The 14,925-nt window shown below is 51.1% G+C and carries 12 protein-coding genes; 11 read left to right on the top strand and 1 reads right to left on the bottom strand.

Annotated features, from left to right (window positions below; translation table 11 throughout):
* Positions 1-11: 11 nt before the first annotated feature.
* The 8 genes from exaC (at position 12) to Q365_RS0111485 (ending at position 9,393) form a co-directional block, all read left to right on the top strand.
* Positions 12-1,520: an acetaldehyde dehydrogenase ExaC gene (exaC, locus tag Q365_RS0111455; protein WP_028023468.1), complete on the top strand. Its 1,509-nt coding sequence runs from the start codon at positions 12-14 to the stop codon at positions 1,518-1,520.
* Between the two features lie 100 nt (positions 1,521-1,620).
* Positions 1,621-3,744, top strand: a complete 2,124-nt coding sequence (locus tag Q365_RS0111460; RefSeq protein ID WP_028023469.1) for a 4Fe-4S binding protein — start codon at positions 1,621-1,623, stop codon at positions 3,742-3,744.
* A 171-nt stretch (positions 3,745-3,915) separates the two neighbouring features.
* On the top strand, positions 3,916-3,987 hold the full coding sequence (gene pqqA, locus Q365_RS26460; protein WP_081796241.1) for a pyrroloquinoline quinone precursor peptide PqqA: 72 nt from the start codon (positions 3,916-3,918) through the stop codon (positions 3,985-3,987).
* A 197-nt stretch (positions 3,988-4,184) separates the two neighbouring features.
* On the top strand, positions 4,185-5,105 hold the full coding sequence (gene pqqB / locus Q365_RS0111465) for a pyrroloquinoline quinone biosynthesis protein PqqB (protein ID WP_028023470.1): 921 nt from the start codon (positions 4,185-4,187) through the stop codon (positions 5,103-5,105).
* A 43-nt stretch (positions 5,106-5,148) separates the two neighbouring features.
* Complete coding sequence (gene pqqC / locus Q365_RS0111470; RefSeq protein ID WP_028023471.1) at positions 5,149-5,910, top strand: pyrroloquinoline-quinone synthase PqqC; 762 nt, start codon at positions 5,149-5,151, stop codon at positions 5,908-5,910.
* 36 nt (positions 5,911-5,946) lie between these two features.
* Entirely contained in the window at positions 5,947-6,240 is a 294-nt protein-coding gene (gene pqqD / locus Q365_RS0111475; RefSeq protein WP_245621541.1) for a pyrroloquinoline quinone biosynthesis peptide chaperone PqqD, read from the top strand.
* Positions 6,212-7,342, top strand: a complete 1,131-nt coding sequence (gene pqqE / locus Q365_RS0111480; protein ID WP_028023473.1) for a pyrroloquinoline quinone biosynthesis protein PqqE — start codon at positions 6,212-6,214, stop codon at positions 7,340-7,342. Before pqqD ends, pqqE begins: the two co-directional genes overlap by 29 nt.
* Before the next feature lie 14 nt (positions 7,343-7,356).
* A complete protein-coding gene (locus tag Q365_RS0111485; RefSeq protein WP_028023474.1) occupies positions 7,357-9,393 on the top strand; it encodes an insulinase family protein in 2,037 nt (678 codons plus the stop codon).
* 52 nt (positions 9,394-9,445) lie between these two features.
* On the opposite strand, the gene Q365_RS0111490 is transcribed toward Q365_RS0111485, so the two are convergent.
* Entirely contained in the window at positions 9,446-10,114 is a 669-nt protein-coding gene (locus tag Q365_RS0111490; protein WP_028023475.1) for a LuxR C-terminal-related transcriptional regulator, read from the bottom strand.
* Between the two features lie 358 nt (positions 10,115-10,472).
* On the opposite strand from Q365_RS0111490, the gene nosP reads away from it, so the two are divergent.
* The 3 genes from nosP (at position 10,473) to Q365_RS0111505 (ending at position 14,689) form a co-directional block, all read left to right on the top strand.
* Positions 10,473-11,741 (top strand): nitric oxide-sensing protein NosP, encoded by a 1,269-nt coding sequence (gene nosP / locus Q365_RS0111495; protein ID WP_028023476.1) that lies wholly within the window; start codon positions 10,473-10,475, stop codon positions 11,739-11,741.
* On the top strand, positions 11,742-14,378 hold the full coding sequence (locus Q365_RS0111500) for a hybrid sensor histidine kinase/response regulator (RefSeq protein WP_028023477.1): 2,637 nt from the start codon (positions 11,742-11,744) through the stop codon (positions 14,376-14,378).
* Positions 14,379-14,458: 80 nt separating this feature from the next.
* Positions 14,459-14,689, top strand: coding sequence for a hypothetical protein (locus Q365_RS0111505; RefSeq protein ID WP_028023478.1), 231 nt, complete (start codon positions 14,459-14,461; stop codon positions 14,687-14,689).
* Positions 14,690-14,925: the final 236 nt, after the last annotated feature.

Here is a 14,925-nt window from a genome sequence, read left to right on the forward strand (position 1 = left end):
AGGGGTGGACAATGATTTACGCAAAACCGAATACCGACGGAGCCGTCGTTAACTTTAAGGCGCGTTATGCTAACTACATCGGCGGTGACTGGGTTCCGCCAATCAAAGGACAGTATTTCACCGACACCTCGCCTTGCACAGGTGATACCATCGCTGAAATCCCACGTTCTACAGCAGAAGACATTGAACTGGCGCTCGACGCCGCCCACCAAGCCAAAGCAACGTGGGGAGCAACTTCTGCTACCGAACGTTCAAATATTCTGCTCAAGATCGCCGATCGCATCGAAGCCAACATCGAGTATTTGGCAGTGGCAGAAACGTGGGAAAATGGCAAGGCTGTGCGTGAGACGCTTGCCGCTGACCTCCCGCTTTGTGTCGATCATTTCCGCTACTTCGCCGGCGCGATTAGGTCGCAAGAGGGGACTGCGGCTGAGATCGATGCCAATACCGTGGCCTACCACATTCATGAGCCTCTCGGTGTTGTCGGACAAATCATCCCGTGGAACTTTCCATTATTGATGGCAGCATGGAAGCTGGCACCTGCCTTGGCTGCCGGTAACTGTATTGTCCTTAAACCTGCAGAGCAAACGCCGACCACCATCCTATTGTTGATGGAAATCATTGGCGATTTAATTCCACCTGGTGTGTTGAATGTGGTCAATGGCATGGGCCCTGAAGCGGGTCAAGCGCTGGCTACCTCTGAGCGTATTGCCAAAATCGCCTTCACAGGTTCAACCGCCATCGGTAACCACGTGCTTCGCTGCGCGGCAGATAATCTGATTCCTTCGACCGTTGAGCTTGGTGGTAAATCGCCAAATATCTTCTTTGAAGATGTGATGGACCAAGAAGACGAGTTCATCAGCAAAGCCGTTGAAGGCTGTGTGTTGGCATTCTTCAACCAAGGTGAAGTGTGTACCTGCCCATCTCGCGTTTTGGTGCAAGAGAGCATTTACGATGCCTTCATGGAGAAGGTGATTGCACGTACTCAAGCCATCAAACATGGCAACCCTCTAGATTTAGAGACACAAGTGGGGGCACAAGCATCCAATGAGCAGTACGAGAAAATCTTGGGATATATGGATGTTGGTCGCGCTGAAGGTGCAGAAGTGCTCATGGGCGGTGAAGCCGCAGAGTTAGGTGGCGGTTACTACGTGAAACCGACCATCTTCAAAGGCGACAACACGATGCGCGTGTTCCAAGAAGAAATCTTTGGCCCAGTGATCGCGGTGACAACGTTTAAAGACGAAGCGGAAGCGCTCGCTATCGCAAACGACACCGAATACGGTTTGGGTGCGGGTCTATGGACACGCGATGTGAACCGCGCATACCGCATGGGCCGTGCCATTCAAGCCGGGCGCGTATGGACTAACTGTTATCACCTCTATCCTGCTCATGCTGCATTTGGCGGTTACAAGAAGTCAGGTATAGGCCGCGAAACGCACAAAATGATGCTCAACCATTACCAGCAAACCAAAAACTTGTTGGTGAGCTATGACATCAATCCTTTAGGTTTCTTCTAGTCCTTGTCCGCTCGTTGAAGGCAGCTGCGACCTCCCCGCGCTGCCTGACGCAATAGCTTTGCGGGGCACGATGCCCCGCTTTTTTATGAGCAGGTTTGTCATGCGATGGCGTAGTACCGTTTTTCTGTGGTTGCTGTTGATCTTGCTGCCTTTCATTGTTTCTGCCGAATCGTGGATCGAAGTGAGCGACGATGCGGCAACAATGTTTCCCCGTGCAACGCGGATGAAAGCCTCTAGCGACACCTTACCCGTGACCGAAATCTATCAACTCGATCAGCCTATTGGTTATCTCTTTGAGACCGATGATCTGACCGATTTCCCCGGATTTTCTGGCGACAGTATTAACCTTCGTGTCGGTCTTGATACCGACGGGCGAATCATTGGCCTTTCGTTGTTAGGTCACCACGAACCTATCTTCCTTCATGGCCTCGGTGAAAAGCCGCTGGTGGATTTTATTGACCAATATGGCGGTTTGTCGCTCAAGCAACAGGTGTTGGTTGGCAGCGATCAGCAACGCATTGCTAGCGACGGTATCGCTTATTTTGATGGCGTGACCAAAGCAACGGTGTCGGTCATGGTGGTGCACGACACCATCATGGCGGCGGCGCGAAAAGTGGCGCAGGCAAGGCTCACAGGGTTTGGCTCTGCGGTGAAAGCAAGGCTTGAAACCGACGCGTTCGAACCACAAACCGTGCGCGAATTGAACGAGGCAGGGCTGTTGTATCACTGGCAACTGAGTGATGAACAAGCCGCTGCAGCGTTGGAGGTGTCAGCTTCTCGCCTAGCACGAGCACGGGATCCGCAACAAAGCGATGACGTGCCTTTTTTCGATCTCACTATGGCGGTTCTTAACCCGCCTATTGTCGGTAAGAACCTGCTGGGCGAGGTGGAATATCAGCGCGTGATGGATTCGCTTGCGCCTAGCGACGTTGCCATTTTGGTGGGATCTCGCGGGGCGTATCATTTCGTGGCAGATGACTTTGTGGCAGGCACAACGCCCGCTCGCTTTTCGTTGCGTCAGCAAGGTAGCCCGCTGTCATTGCGCGATGCCGACCTGTTTCATCTTCAGCAAGCCGACTTTGCGTTGCCTCTCGTGCCGTTTGATCGGGTCAACATATTCACGTTTTCTGACCAAAGCGGATTCGACCCCTCGCAACCATTGTCCGTGGGAATGACGGTGCAACTGGTGAAAAATCACTTGGAATCTGAGCACGTCTTTGTCGAAAGCCAATATATATTGCCCGATCAGGTCTTGGTGGCTGTCACGCCGCCTGAACCGCCATTGCCGTTATGGCTGCGAATTTGGATCGATAGACAGGTTGATATCGCCATTGTTGCTGTGTACTTGTTGGTACTCACTGGCGTGTTTGTGTTCCAACACCGTTTGGCGCGCTTTAGTCGTTATTTAACGCCTCTGCGCATGGTCTCCTTGGTGTTTGTAACCGCCTATATTGGGTTCTATGCCCAAGGGCAATTGTCGGTCGTGAATATCTATACCTTGCTGCTATCGGTCTGGAATGGCTTCGATATTCGGGTGTTCTTGCTCGATCCGATTTTGTTCGTGCTGTGGACGTACGTGTTTATTAGCTTGTTTTTGTGGGGGCGTGGCCTTTTCTGTGGCTGGTTGTGCCCATTTGGGGCGATGCAAGAGTTGGTGGCGACCGCGGCGGATAAGCTCCGTCTTCGTCAGTGGAAAATTAGCGACGTCACACACCAACGTTTGATCTACGTGAAATACGGCGTGTTGTTGGGATTGGTGAGCACTGCCTTTTTTGATTTGTCGTTGGCAGAATCCCTTGCCGAAGTTGAGCCTTTCAAAACGGCCGTCACCTTAATGTTCGAACGTACCTGGCCCTTTGTGCTGTATGCGGTTCTCTTACTGTTGGTGAGTGCGCGGGTTCACAAAGCATATTGTCGGTATTTGTGTCCGTTAGGGGCGGGGTTGGCAGTGCTTGGGCGCTTTCGGTTATTCAACTGGCTGACGCGTCGCAGTGAGTGCGGCAGCCCCTGTCGCTTGTGTGAAAAGCACTGCGGCATTAATGCCATTCGAAAAGATGGACACATCGATTACAACGAGTGCGTTCAGTGTTTGGAATGCTTAGCGATTGTCAGTGACGAGCATCGCTGCGTGGCAAACAAATACGGTAAAAATCGGAAATCGCGAAGGGCGGCAGCCGTCGAGACAGAAAACGTGGTAGTGGTTGTTTCTCCTCACAATAGTTAGCGTTCGGGAGGCGATTTTCCTACGCTTTCCCTGTTTTGGCAAAAGTCTATTGTGTCTCGGAGTAGAGAAATCATCACAAAGTAGGATTGGTAGTTTTCGGTCTGGTTATTACGCTAATGACGGTGGCGAGCATTTTGTCACTATTAGTATCTGGTACAAGGAGTAATCACCATGTGGAAAAAACCTAGCTACACAGAACTGCGACTCGGATTCGAAGTCACCCTCTATATCAGCAATCGTTGAGAGAGTCGAAATGGGATGCCGCCCTAAGGGAGCATCCCTTTTTTTATGCCTTTTTTCTGGCTATCGATACCGCCACAGTGAGCATGGCGAATATCGGTGGCTTACATGTCTAAGTGCATGCTTCAGTTCATGGAAAAGCGCATTCGGAACAGCGCGAACGAATACGAACTAACACGTCACAACAAAGGAGATGGTGAATGCAGATAGTGGTACTCGGTTCAGCCGCAGGCGGGGGCTTTCCTCAGTGGAATTGCCATTGCCGCATGTGTCAGTCAGTCAGAAATGGCACCAGCCGAGCCTTGCCTCGCACTCAGTCTTCCATTGCGGTGAGCGATGACGGTGAACACTGGGTAGTGATTAACGCCTCCCCCGATATTCGCCAACAGATTAATGCCACGCCTCAGCTTGCAAAAGCATCTGGCGCACGTGGTTCAGCTATTCGTGCCGTGATTGTCACAGATGCACAAATTGACCACACGACAGGGCTGCTCATCCTGCGTGAAGGCTTGCCACTGGATTTGTATTGCACCACCGAAGTGGCAGAAGAGCTCAGTACCAGTTACCCCATCTTGTCGATGATGAAGCATTGGGAAGGGGGGTATCGCACTCACACGGTAGACGCGCAGTCGTCTGAAGGCTGGAGTATTCCGGCGGTGCCGGCGTTACGTTTTACCCCGATTACGCTAACGTCGAATGCACCGCCATTTTCCCCTTTCCGCAACCGCCCACGCCCCGGTGACAACATCGGGTTGAAAATCACTGACACCCGAACCGGTAAATCTCTGCTTTATGCGCCCGGCCTTGGGGCAAACGATGATCCCGCTGTTTTAGCCGCGATGGCAGATGCAGATTGCTTGATGGTAGATGGCACGTTGTGGACGGACGATGAAATGATCCGCGAAGGATTAGGAGAGTCGCTGGGTAGCGACATGGGGCATTTATCCGTATCCGGTGAAAACGGCATGTTGTCACTGCTTGCGCAGTATGACAAACCGCGGAAGGTGTTGATCCACATTAACAATACCAACCCGATTTTAGATCCCGATTCTGATGAACACCAAGCCGTATTGGCAGCAGGGGTGGACATTGCCTTCGATGGATTGGCAATCACGGTGTAAGCGCAAAACGTCAATAACAAAAAGCGATGCCCAAGGAGGGACGATGATGAACGCGATGAGTCGAGAAGATTTTCAACATGCACTGCTAACCAAAGGGCAGTATTACCATATTCATCATCCCTTCCATAAAGCCATGTACAGCGGCAACTGCTCGAAAGCGCAGATTCGCGCATGGGTGGCAAACCGCTTCTACTACCAAACCTCTATCCCTGTGAAAGATGCGGCCATCATGGCCAATTGTCGTGATCCGGCGATCCGCCGTGAATGGGTGCAGCGCATTCTTGATCATGATGGGCATCAGAGTTTGGATTGCCAATGGGGCGGTATTGAAGCCTGGCTTCGTTTAGCAGAAGCCGTCGGATTAGATCGCCAAGATGTGATTGATGAAAAATGGGTGTTGCCCGGCGTGCGTTTTGCGGTGGATGCTTACGTGAATTTTGCCCGCCGAGCGACGTGGCAAGAAGCAGCATGTTCCTCGTTGACCGAGTTATTTGCGCCGGAAATTCATCAGTCGAGATTGGACTCGTGGCCGACGCATTATGGCTGGATTGATCCCGAAGGATTAACCTATTTCCGCCAGCGACTCAGTCAGGCGCGTCGCGATGTACAGCATGGTTTGTCGATCACCCTCGATCATTTTCAAACCGCAGAGCAGCAAGACAGAGCGCTCAATATCCTTCAGTTTAAGCTCGATATTCTTTGGTCATTATTAGATGCCATCAGCATGGCGTATGAATTTGAACGTCCGCCGTATGTGGGCATTACCGATAAGCCAGTCTGGCATCATGCGCTGGATCGATCGTAATGGCTGATCGCCAACTAAACTCAATGGCAGGTAATAGTGACAGGGAACAAGGAGCGAAAACGCGTGACGGATGAAGCGAAGTACCAGCGAAATTCCATGTTTCGCATGCAGTTTGAAAAAGCGCAGGATTGCCATGTGCTGCTGTTTCCTGAGGGGATGGTGAAACTGAGTGACAGTGCTGCGGAGATCTTAACGCAGTTTGCTTCACCTCGTGCGGTTAGCGAAGTGATTGCGCTGCTGGAAGAAAAATTCCCCGGTGCGGATTTGGCAGACGATGTGCATCAATTTGTGGAGGTGGCTTATGACAAAAAATGGATCGAGCGCTGTTAATCCCCCGCTATGGTTGTTGGCAGAGCTGACTTATCGTTGCCCGCTTCACTGTGCTTATTGCTCCAATCCGCTCAATCTCGGCGACGCGGCAGACGAGCTTTCCACCGAAGAGTGGTGTCGTGTACTGACTCAAGGACGCGAGCTTGGGGCGGTGCAGCTGGGCTTTTCGGGTGGCGAGCCTTTGCTTCGTAAAGATCTCGAACAGTTGGTCGCTCATGCCCATCAATTGGGTTACTACACCAACTTGATCACCTCTGCGGTCGGTTTAACAGAAAGGCGTATTGAAGCCTTAAAGCGGGCAGGGTTGGATCATATTCAGATCAGCTTTCAATCTGCCGATCCGGATTTAAGCGATGCGATCGCAGGAAAACGGCATGCCTTCGCGCACAAGAAAGCCATGTTCAATGCGGTGAAAGCGCAGGGTTTCCCCATGGTGATGAACGTGGTGATCACGCGACAGAATATTGAATCGATTGAAGCCATCATGGCGTTAGCCATTGAACTGAATGCCGATTTCGTAGAGCTAGCCACCTCGCAATATTACGGCTGGGCGCTGCATAATCGTGACGCTTTGTTGCCAACGCGCACGCAGGTTGAGCAGGCGGAAGCCAAGGTCAACGCATTGCGAGACAAGCAACAAGGCGAAGGACCCAAGTTTATCTTTGTCACGCCGGATTATCACGAAGATCGCCCCAAGCCATGCATGAGTGGCTGGGGAAATATTTTCATCAACATCGCGCCTGATGGTTTGGCGCTGCCTTGCCATAGCGCAGCGCTACTGGATCTGCCGCACCCCAATGTCAAAGAGCACGCACTTGCTGACATTTGGTACCACGCTGATAGCTTTAATCGCTTCCGCGGATTTGACTGGATGCGGGAACCTTGCCGAAGCTGTAATGAGAAGGAAAAGGATTATGGCGGTTGTCGGTGTCAGGCGATGTTGCTGACTGGCGACCCCGCAAACGCGGATCCGGTTTGCAGCAAGTCTCCTGATCATCACGTGATCGAAGAGGCAGTTGCGAAGGCCAATCAAGGCTGTCATAGCATGGCATTGGCGCGAACCGTGAAGAACAGCCAGATCATCCTTTCCGTGAAACCCTGACATGAGGAGCGTTTATGGCGAAACCGCACCCAGCTGCACCGGATTGGATCTTGCTGTCGCCGAAGGATCAGCAACTCGACACCGGATGGGTAGGCTATCGTCACGTCAGTGGGATGGTGCATTGGCATCATGCGGCATCGGATGATAATCGGCTAAGTGCATCGCTGGTGGTGCCCACTCCCGTGGAAGATGACAGTGGCATTACCCATGCGCTCGAGCATATGGTGTTACGTGGGTCGATGCGATTCCCCGAACGTGAAACCTTTTTCTCTCTGCGCAGCGAGTTGGCGCTGTTGGAATTTAACGCGAGCACTAAAAAAGAATCGACGCGATTTCATTTGTCAGGCTATGACCCCCATTCAGCGTTACGAGGGATCGGCTTTTTTGCTGACAGTGTGCTGTCTCCCCAATTGACTTTAGAGGACTTTGAGCAAGAGATTTTCCATCCTCAAGGGGGCGGCATAGGTGGCACCTTGTATCGCGAAATCAACGAATACATGGGCTTTGAGCGGTTTCGTGCTTCCACCGTGCAAGCGGCAAACAGCGTGCCGCGTGCTGCGTTATTCGGCGGTATGCCTGATACCGTCACGCAGTTGGATATTGCGGCGCTTCGCCGCTATCACCATCACTACTATCGCCCTGAAAATATCTTACTGCTCACTGCGGGATCATGGCCGATGGTGCCGCTGTGGCGTCAAATGTCAAAAGCGCTGGAAGGCGTAAGCGCGCCGTTTTCTGTCACGTTGAACGAGCAACATATTCTCTCTTCTGTCGCGGCTGAAAAAGACGATGAACGCATTGAGACGTTGTCGTTATCTCCCCATTGGGCAGCGGTGTTACATACCACTTTAAGTTCACCCAAGTACGGGCAGCTTTTGAGTAACCTCGGTGCGCAGTTGCTTCCTTTGAATAATGATTTTCAACCCGCGCCAGCGTTGCGATTTCGTGCTTCACAACAATGCTCACTCTCTGTTCTTGAGCGCTTAGTGGACCTTGCGCGCCAACGTTTATCCCCTAAACGTACGGCATGGCAATCGGGTTATTTTAAGCTTCAACAAGGCCAAAGCATGGCGACACGGTGGGGGGATGGCTTACAGCGTTTGTACCATCATTTTTCTACCACGCCGTTTGCGCCACCCCATATGAAAGGGGAAGAGTGCGAACCACTTCCGAGCTTTTCTTTTGCTGAAAGCCCGCCTCAAGGCGAGTGGGTGACGCCGTGCCCGCCGTTAGCGAGGTTAGCAATATTGTGTCGTTTTAATGCGCGAGATACCGAAACCCGCGCCGATTTGACGCGCTGGCTTGCGCTTTGTGAGCAGCGAACATTGCGGTGGGCGTGGATGCAGAGCAAGCCTATTTTGGGTGAGATTAAAGAGTGGCACTGCGCCAATGCGGTGGTGAAAGGGTTGATGGTGGATTTACCCGAAAGCGATGTAGTGGCACTGCGTCATTTTTGGCATCACTCCTTATCTGCGAATGAGATCCATGCGATGGATGCAGAGTGGCAACACACGGCGCAAGGCATTGTGTTGAACTGCGCGGGGAGTGTGCCTGTGTTCCGTGCAGGCACCATTATGGCAAGTCATCGTGATGATGAAACCGCGATGCATGTGGCGTTGTCTTTTCCCCATACCACAGAGGCGGGCACGATGGCCGCGTTGGGGCAAGCCGTGATGGCATCTTATCTCCTTCTGCAGCGACGACTTGGAGGACGTTGTTATAGCCTAAGTGTTTCACTGGATTTAATGAGTTATGAGCTGACGTTTGACTCGGTCGCGGACAGTGATCCGAGCATTAGTTTCATTGCGCTGCTGAATGCCTTTGAAACCTTGTGTTCTCCGTTAGATGACGGGGATATAGAAAAGGTCTGCAGTGGAGGAATGGGGCTGGTCTCGGCACGATACAACAAATCACATGCCCGTTTTCATCAGGCATTGCTCAATACTGTCGGCCGAAGTGTGGCACTGGATTTTTCTGTTGTCTCTCCTGCCAGTTTGGCGCAGTTGGCAACCCAAGTGCTCTATGCGCTAAAGCACACCACGCTGCATTAATCCTTGTTGATTGAACATTCGGTCGCTAGCGACAACAAGAGCAGTGAGAAGATCAGCGCCGTAGGTAGCGATCGAAATCAATGTTAGTCACGCCAACCACCGCTTGGATTCGATTGTGGACACCGAGCTTTTTCAAGATTGCAGAGACGTGGGATTTCACGGTGGTCTCCGAAATGTTGAGGTCGTAAGCGATCTGTTTGTTGGCTGCGCCTTGCGCCATGGACTTCAACACCAACAATTGGCGTCGCGTCAGGGTGTGCAGCATTTCTGGTGAGAATTGGGGATCGTCGTTGCGTCTTTGTCCGCTGCTATTGTCGTTCTCTGCTCGAATAATGTCCGCTGGCAGATAAACGTGACCGTCCAGTATTTGTTCAAATGCCTCGCGCATTTTCTCTCTCGGAGCGCTCTTCGCGATGAAACCGACAGCACCGTACGCGATGGTTTGTAGAATAATTTGTTTGTTGGTTTCCGCTGAAATAATGGCGACAGGAATAGTGGGGAATTGATTGCGTAGCTCAAGTAAGCCTTTAAGGCCCGCCATACCCGGCATATTTAGATCCAGTAAAATCAGGTCCAAATCTGAGTGGTCTTGTGCCAATACGAGCGTGTGCTCAATGTCTTCCGATTGAAGAATGTCGCACTCTTCGTAACGTCCGCGAATGACGGAGATTAATGCGTCACGAAAAAGAGGATGATCATCGGCAACGAGAAATTTGTACATAAAACAGTCCTTTCAAGTAGTCGCACCACCATCGTCCTGACAGGGCTCACAACTATATTGCTGCTGGTAAAAACTGACATTACTTTGTTTTAATTGTGATTTTCTGCGGTTTGATTATGTGGGGCGTATCATCACGACATAGATAATCAAACGCTTTGACAGCACTTCAGTGTAGTGACCCTGATTCCACTTGTGACCCATAGGGTGTCACATTCTTGAAAATTTTGGTCAACAGACTTTGCAAATTTGTAAATATCCTTCCTAAGTATGAGGTTTCATTCCTCCCTGACCGAGTAAACTAAAACATACGCAACCGTATTCGGACTCGCTCAACATGATGTGCGAGCAGGAGGGTGACATGGCAGCAGTTCAACCATCAGTAACTCAAGCATCAGATAATCAACAAGCCATCTATCGCGCCGCAACCTATCAACTGGATGCTGGTAAAGCGGCACATGAACTGGCGCTTCAGCTTGATAATGAAGAGATAGGCTTTGTGTTGTTCTTTTGTTCATCGGCCTACGATTTGGAGGCGTTGGGGAAAGAAATGAACCATGCCTTTTCGCATTGTGAGGTCATGGGATGCACCTCCGCGGGTGAAATTACGCAATCTGGCTATGCCAAAAGCAGCATCAGCGCGCTGGGTTTCTCGCGTCGCGATTTCAAAGTGTCGGGCGCGCGCGTTCCCCTCGAAGAGTTCGATTTACAAGCGGCGCAGTTGTGTGTGAGTTCGCTGGTAGAAGCGTGTCAGCAAGATCAGAAAGCGCCTATCGGCAGCAATACCTTTGTGTTGACCTTAATTGATGGTCTCTCACCGAACGAAGAAAGGTTTTTGGTGACCTTGGACACGGCGCTCGGACGCTTACCTCACTTTGGCGGGTCGGCGGGCGATGACATCAACCTAGCAAACACCCATGTCTACAGTGAGGGCGCGTTCCATACCGAGTCGGCGATTGTGGTGATGTTCAACACCCATTGCCCGTTCGAAGTTTTTACCACCCACCACATAGAAAGCCTTGAGAGTAAATTGGTGGTAACCGAAGCTGATTGCACAGCACGACGTGTCTATGAATTTAACGCTGAGCCTGCCGCACAAGTTTATGCGCGAGAAGTGGGGATTGCGCTAGAAGATCTGCGCCCTGAAATTTATGCCCTTCATCCGTTGGCAGTGCTGATTGGCGATCAGTATTACGTTCGCTCTATCCAAAAGGTCAATGACGACCTGAGCCTCGATTTTTATTGCGCCGTGGACGATGGCATCGTGGTGACCGCAATGCAGCCCGGCGATTTGTTTGCTGACACCCAAGAGAAGCTCAGTGCCATCGAAGCCCGTATCGGCCAGCTTGAACTGACGTTAGGGTGCGATTGTTTCTTACGTCGTTTGGAAATCGAGCAAGCACAAATGCGTGACAAAGCGAAAGCCATGTTCTCGCGATTTCGATTGCTGGGTTTCAATACTTACGGTGAGCAGCTAAACGGCATTCACATGAACCAAACCCTAACCGGAGTGATGATTGGTCGGCCGCCCCAGCCTCCAGAACCTGAGTTTGAAAATGGCCAAAGCGACGACGGCTTCGAAACAAAAGGCGATGCAACCAAAGGCGAAGCAGCGAGAAAGGTAGGGTAAGTGAGCGATAAGCAGCAGGCACTAGAACAAGAACTGGCAGCGCTGAAAACCGAAAACGCCCGTCAAAAAAAGATGATTGATGCGTTGGTTCGTCGCGTTGAACAAGGCGGAAGCGGCCAGCTTGATGCTTGGGGTGCCTTCCAGCACTCGGTAGTATTAGCCGATCAGGTGCGCGAAAAAACCGATGAGCTGAATCATGCGCTGCAATCCATTGAGTCCGCAAACCGCCAATTGTCCCAAGCCAAATCACAGGCTGAAAAAGCGCATCAGCGTTTCATTGATGCCATTGAATCGATTTCTGACGGCTTTGCTTTGTACGATCCCAACCGTGAGTTGGTCTATTCCAATAGCCATTTTCAGCGCTATTGGCGCGACAATGCCATTTCGCTGAATACCCCCGCTCTTACGCCAGAAAAAATTCGCAGGCTCGCCGAAGAGCATGGATTGATCGTGCGTGAAGTGAGTGAAAACCACAATGGGAATACCATCAAGCTGCATGACGATCGCTGGCTGCAAATCAAAGAGCGAGAAACCAGCGATGGCGGGATGGTGATGCTCTACTCTGACGTGACGCAGTTAAAGTTGGCCGAAACTGCGCGCTTTGAAGCGGCGATGGCAGAGAAAAGCCGTGTCTTGCAAAACATGGTCGATAACTTATCTCAGGGTGTGCTCATGGTGAGTCATACCGGTGATATTCAAGTGTTCAATCAGCGCTTTTTGGCTATGACAGGCTTCGACCAATCTCAGTTAAATGGCGCGCATATCGAAGCCTTAACGGCGGATTCTCCCATGACGTTGTGGCGCATTGGATTAGGTGGAACACACCCACCTGAAGGGATCCGTGTGCAAACTTTGTCGGACGGTCGGGTTATTGAAGTGCGCAGTCACGCCATGGACGATGACGGATACGTTAATACTTACACAGACATTACGCAGCGCTACCTTGATGCGAAAGAGCTACGTGAAACCGAGCAATGGCTGAGGTTGATCACTGACAATGTGCCCGCTTTGATTGCTTATGTGGGAGACGATCTTCGTTATCAATTCACCAACCGAGCGTATGACCAATGGTATGGCTTCCCGCCGGGTGAGTTGCTTGGACAGCATATTTCCATTTCTCGAAGCCAATCCAAATTTGCCGCGTTGAAACCGTATGTTGAACGCGCGCTTTCTGGTGAGTCCGTGGTGTTTGAAATAGAGGAATATAACGCCAGCGGCGAGGCGCGTTACGTCGTAAAAAGTTATGTGCCGAACCAATCGTCAAGCGGGAAAATTACGGGTTTATTTGTGCTTAATTGGGACATTACTGAGCGCCGACAAAATGCGACGAAGTTAGAGCAGGCCTATCAAACCCTTGAACTTCGCGTGCAAGAACGCACGGCACAGCTGCAAACACTTAACAGCCAGTTGCAGGATGAAGTTGAAGAGCGTCGGGTGATCCAAGAACGCTTGCTAGAAACCAAGAAAGAGGCAGAACGCGCCAATTTATCGAAAACCAAATTTCTTGCGGCTATCAGCCACGATTTGTTGCAACCGCTTAACGCCGCGCAATTGTATTTGGGATCGTTACTGAGTCATCGCATGTCGCCATCTGCGCGCAAATTGGTGAATTCCTTGGCGCATTCCCTCGAAGATGTAGAGTCGTTGATCACCACGCTGGTGGAAATTTCTAAGCTGGATGCGGGCGTGGTCAGGGCGGATAAACAGTCATTTCCTGTCAGTGATTTGCTGGACAACATTGCACATGACTTTTCACATGCCGCCGAGCGCAGTCAGGTCGAAGTACGCTACGTGCCAAGTTCCGCTTACATCTATTCAGATTCACAACTTCTTGCCCGTATTCTTCGTAATCTCATGACCAACGCCTTGCGTTATACGTCTTCTGGAAAAATCTTACTGGGGAGCCGACGTTGCCGCGATGGGCTTCGCATTGAGGTGCTTGATACGGGAATGGGTATTCCTGAAGATAAGAAGAATGAAATTTTTCAGGAGTTTAAGCGTTTGAGCACAGGGCATGACCATCACCATACTCAACTGGGCTTAGGGCTTGCCATCGTCGATAAGATTTCCAGTGTATTAGGCCATGCGGTGACGGTTAACTCCGTTCCCGATGTCGGCTCACGTTTTTCTGTGCTTGTGCCCTATGGTGCGACGGAAGTGACGAGTTCGCGAAACGTTGAATCACTGGTGGCAGATGGCGAAGTGGCCCTTCAAGGGGCGCGTGTATGGGTGGTCGATAACGACCAAAATATTTGCCGTGCAATGGAAGAGCTTTTGCAGCGTTGGGGGTGTGAAGTGACCACTGCCAGTTCGTTGCAGGAACTGCAAATCAGTTGTGACACCGTGCAATGCCCTGTGGAGTTGTTGATCGCGGATTATCACCTCGACAATGAGCTAACGGGGCTGGCACTGGCAAAATCCATTAACGCGCAACGATTACAGCCTGTCCCAACCGTGATAGTGACCGCTAATCGCAGTGAGGAGCTTCAGCACCATGCGCGAGATTGTGGTTACCTCGTGCTGCACAAACCGATATCTCCTATGCGTCTAAAAATGACGATGGTGCATTTGTTGAGTGGCGATCATGCCGACAGCCTGCCATTGAAAAACACGCCGATAGCATCTCGAAATCGATAATCTGACCTGTGGCACATCCAAGTCTGGGCGACTATGCTTTTAAGTATTCCCCTCTGTTTGTGCGTGAACAGGAAGATGCAATGACAAAATCAGAACTTCGTTCTCTCTACACTCAGGAAATGCTGGTTGAAGCGGTGGTTGAGCCGTCGTTATCTCGCGATGGATGGATTGTCGAATTCCGCCATGCGAGAGGCGGACTTGTGCCGCTGACGGACGGTAATGGCTTAGAGCAGTGCTTTGGCGATGTGGATATCGCCACGGAAAGTGCGCTGGATATTGGTTTTCATCAAGTGCGTATCGTCGACGTGTAATTCGCCCCACACTTTCCGCGTTATCTTGATCTCCTTGCTTCTCGTTCTGGCAAACGATGCAAAAATATTCGTTGTTTTCCCCCATGCTGTGCGTTGCGCATGTCTCGTCGAGTCTACTGAATAACGGACTCCCACGATCCTCCCCCTAAAAAAATCGACCGTTTTATCCCGTCTATGCGTTTGTGTTTATATGCCTGAATGGTTTGATAGTTCGCAGTGACTCATACTCGCGGTTA

It is taken from the genome of Enterovibrio calviensis DSM 14347, from assembly GCF_000621165.1.
Classification (GTDB): domain Bacteria; phylum Pseudomonadota; class Gammaproteobacteria; order Enterobacterales; family Vibrionaceae; genus Enterovibrio; species Enterovibrio calviensis.

What these genes read in the sequence shown, in the direction of transcription:
- exaC (WP_028023468.1), top strand. Translation starts at nt 12, where the DNA reads ATGATTTACGCAAAACCGAATACCGACGGAGCCGTCGTTAACTTTAAG.
- Q365_RS0111460 (WP_028023469.1), top strand. Translation starts at nt 1,621, where the DNA reads ATGCGATGGCGTAGTACCGTTTTTCTGTGGTTGCTGTTGATCTTGCTG.
- pqqB (WP_028023470.1), top strand. Translation starts at nt 4,185, where the DNA reads ATGCAGATAGTGGTACTCGGTTCAGCCGCAGGCGGGGGCTTTCCTCAG.
- pqqC (WP_028023471.1), top strand. Translation starts at nt 5,149, where the DNA reads ATGATGAACGCGATGAGTCGAGAAGATTTTCAACATGCACTGCTAACC.
- pqqE (WP_028023473.1), top strand. Translation starts at nt 6,212, where the DNA reads ATGACAAAAAATGGATCGAGCGCTGTTAATCCCCCGCTATGGTTGTTG.
- Q365_RS0111485 (WP_028023474.1), top strand. Translation starts at nt 7,357, where the DNA reads ATGGCGAAACCGCACCCAGCTGCACCGGATTGGATCTTGCTGTCGCCG.
- Q365_RS0111490 (WP_028023475.1), bottom strand. Translation starts at nt 10,114, where the DNA reads ATGTACAAATTTCTCGTTGCCGATGATCATCCTCTTTTTCGTGACGCA.
- nosP (WP_028023476.1), top strand. Translation starts at nt 10,473, where the DNA reads ATGGCAGCAGTTCAACCATCAGTAACTCAAGCATCAGATAATCAACAA.
- Q365_RS0111505 (WP_028023478.1), top strand. Translation starts at nt 14,459, where the DNA reads ATGACAAAATCAGAACTTCGTTCTCTCTACACTCAGGAAATGCTGGTT.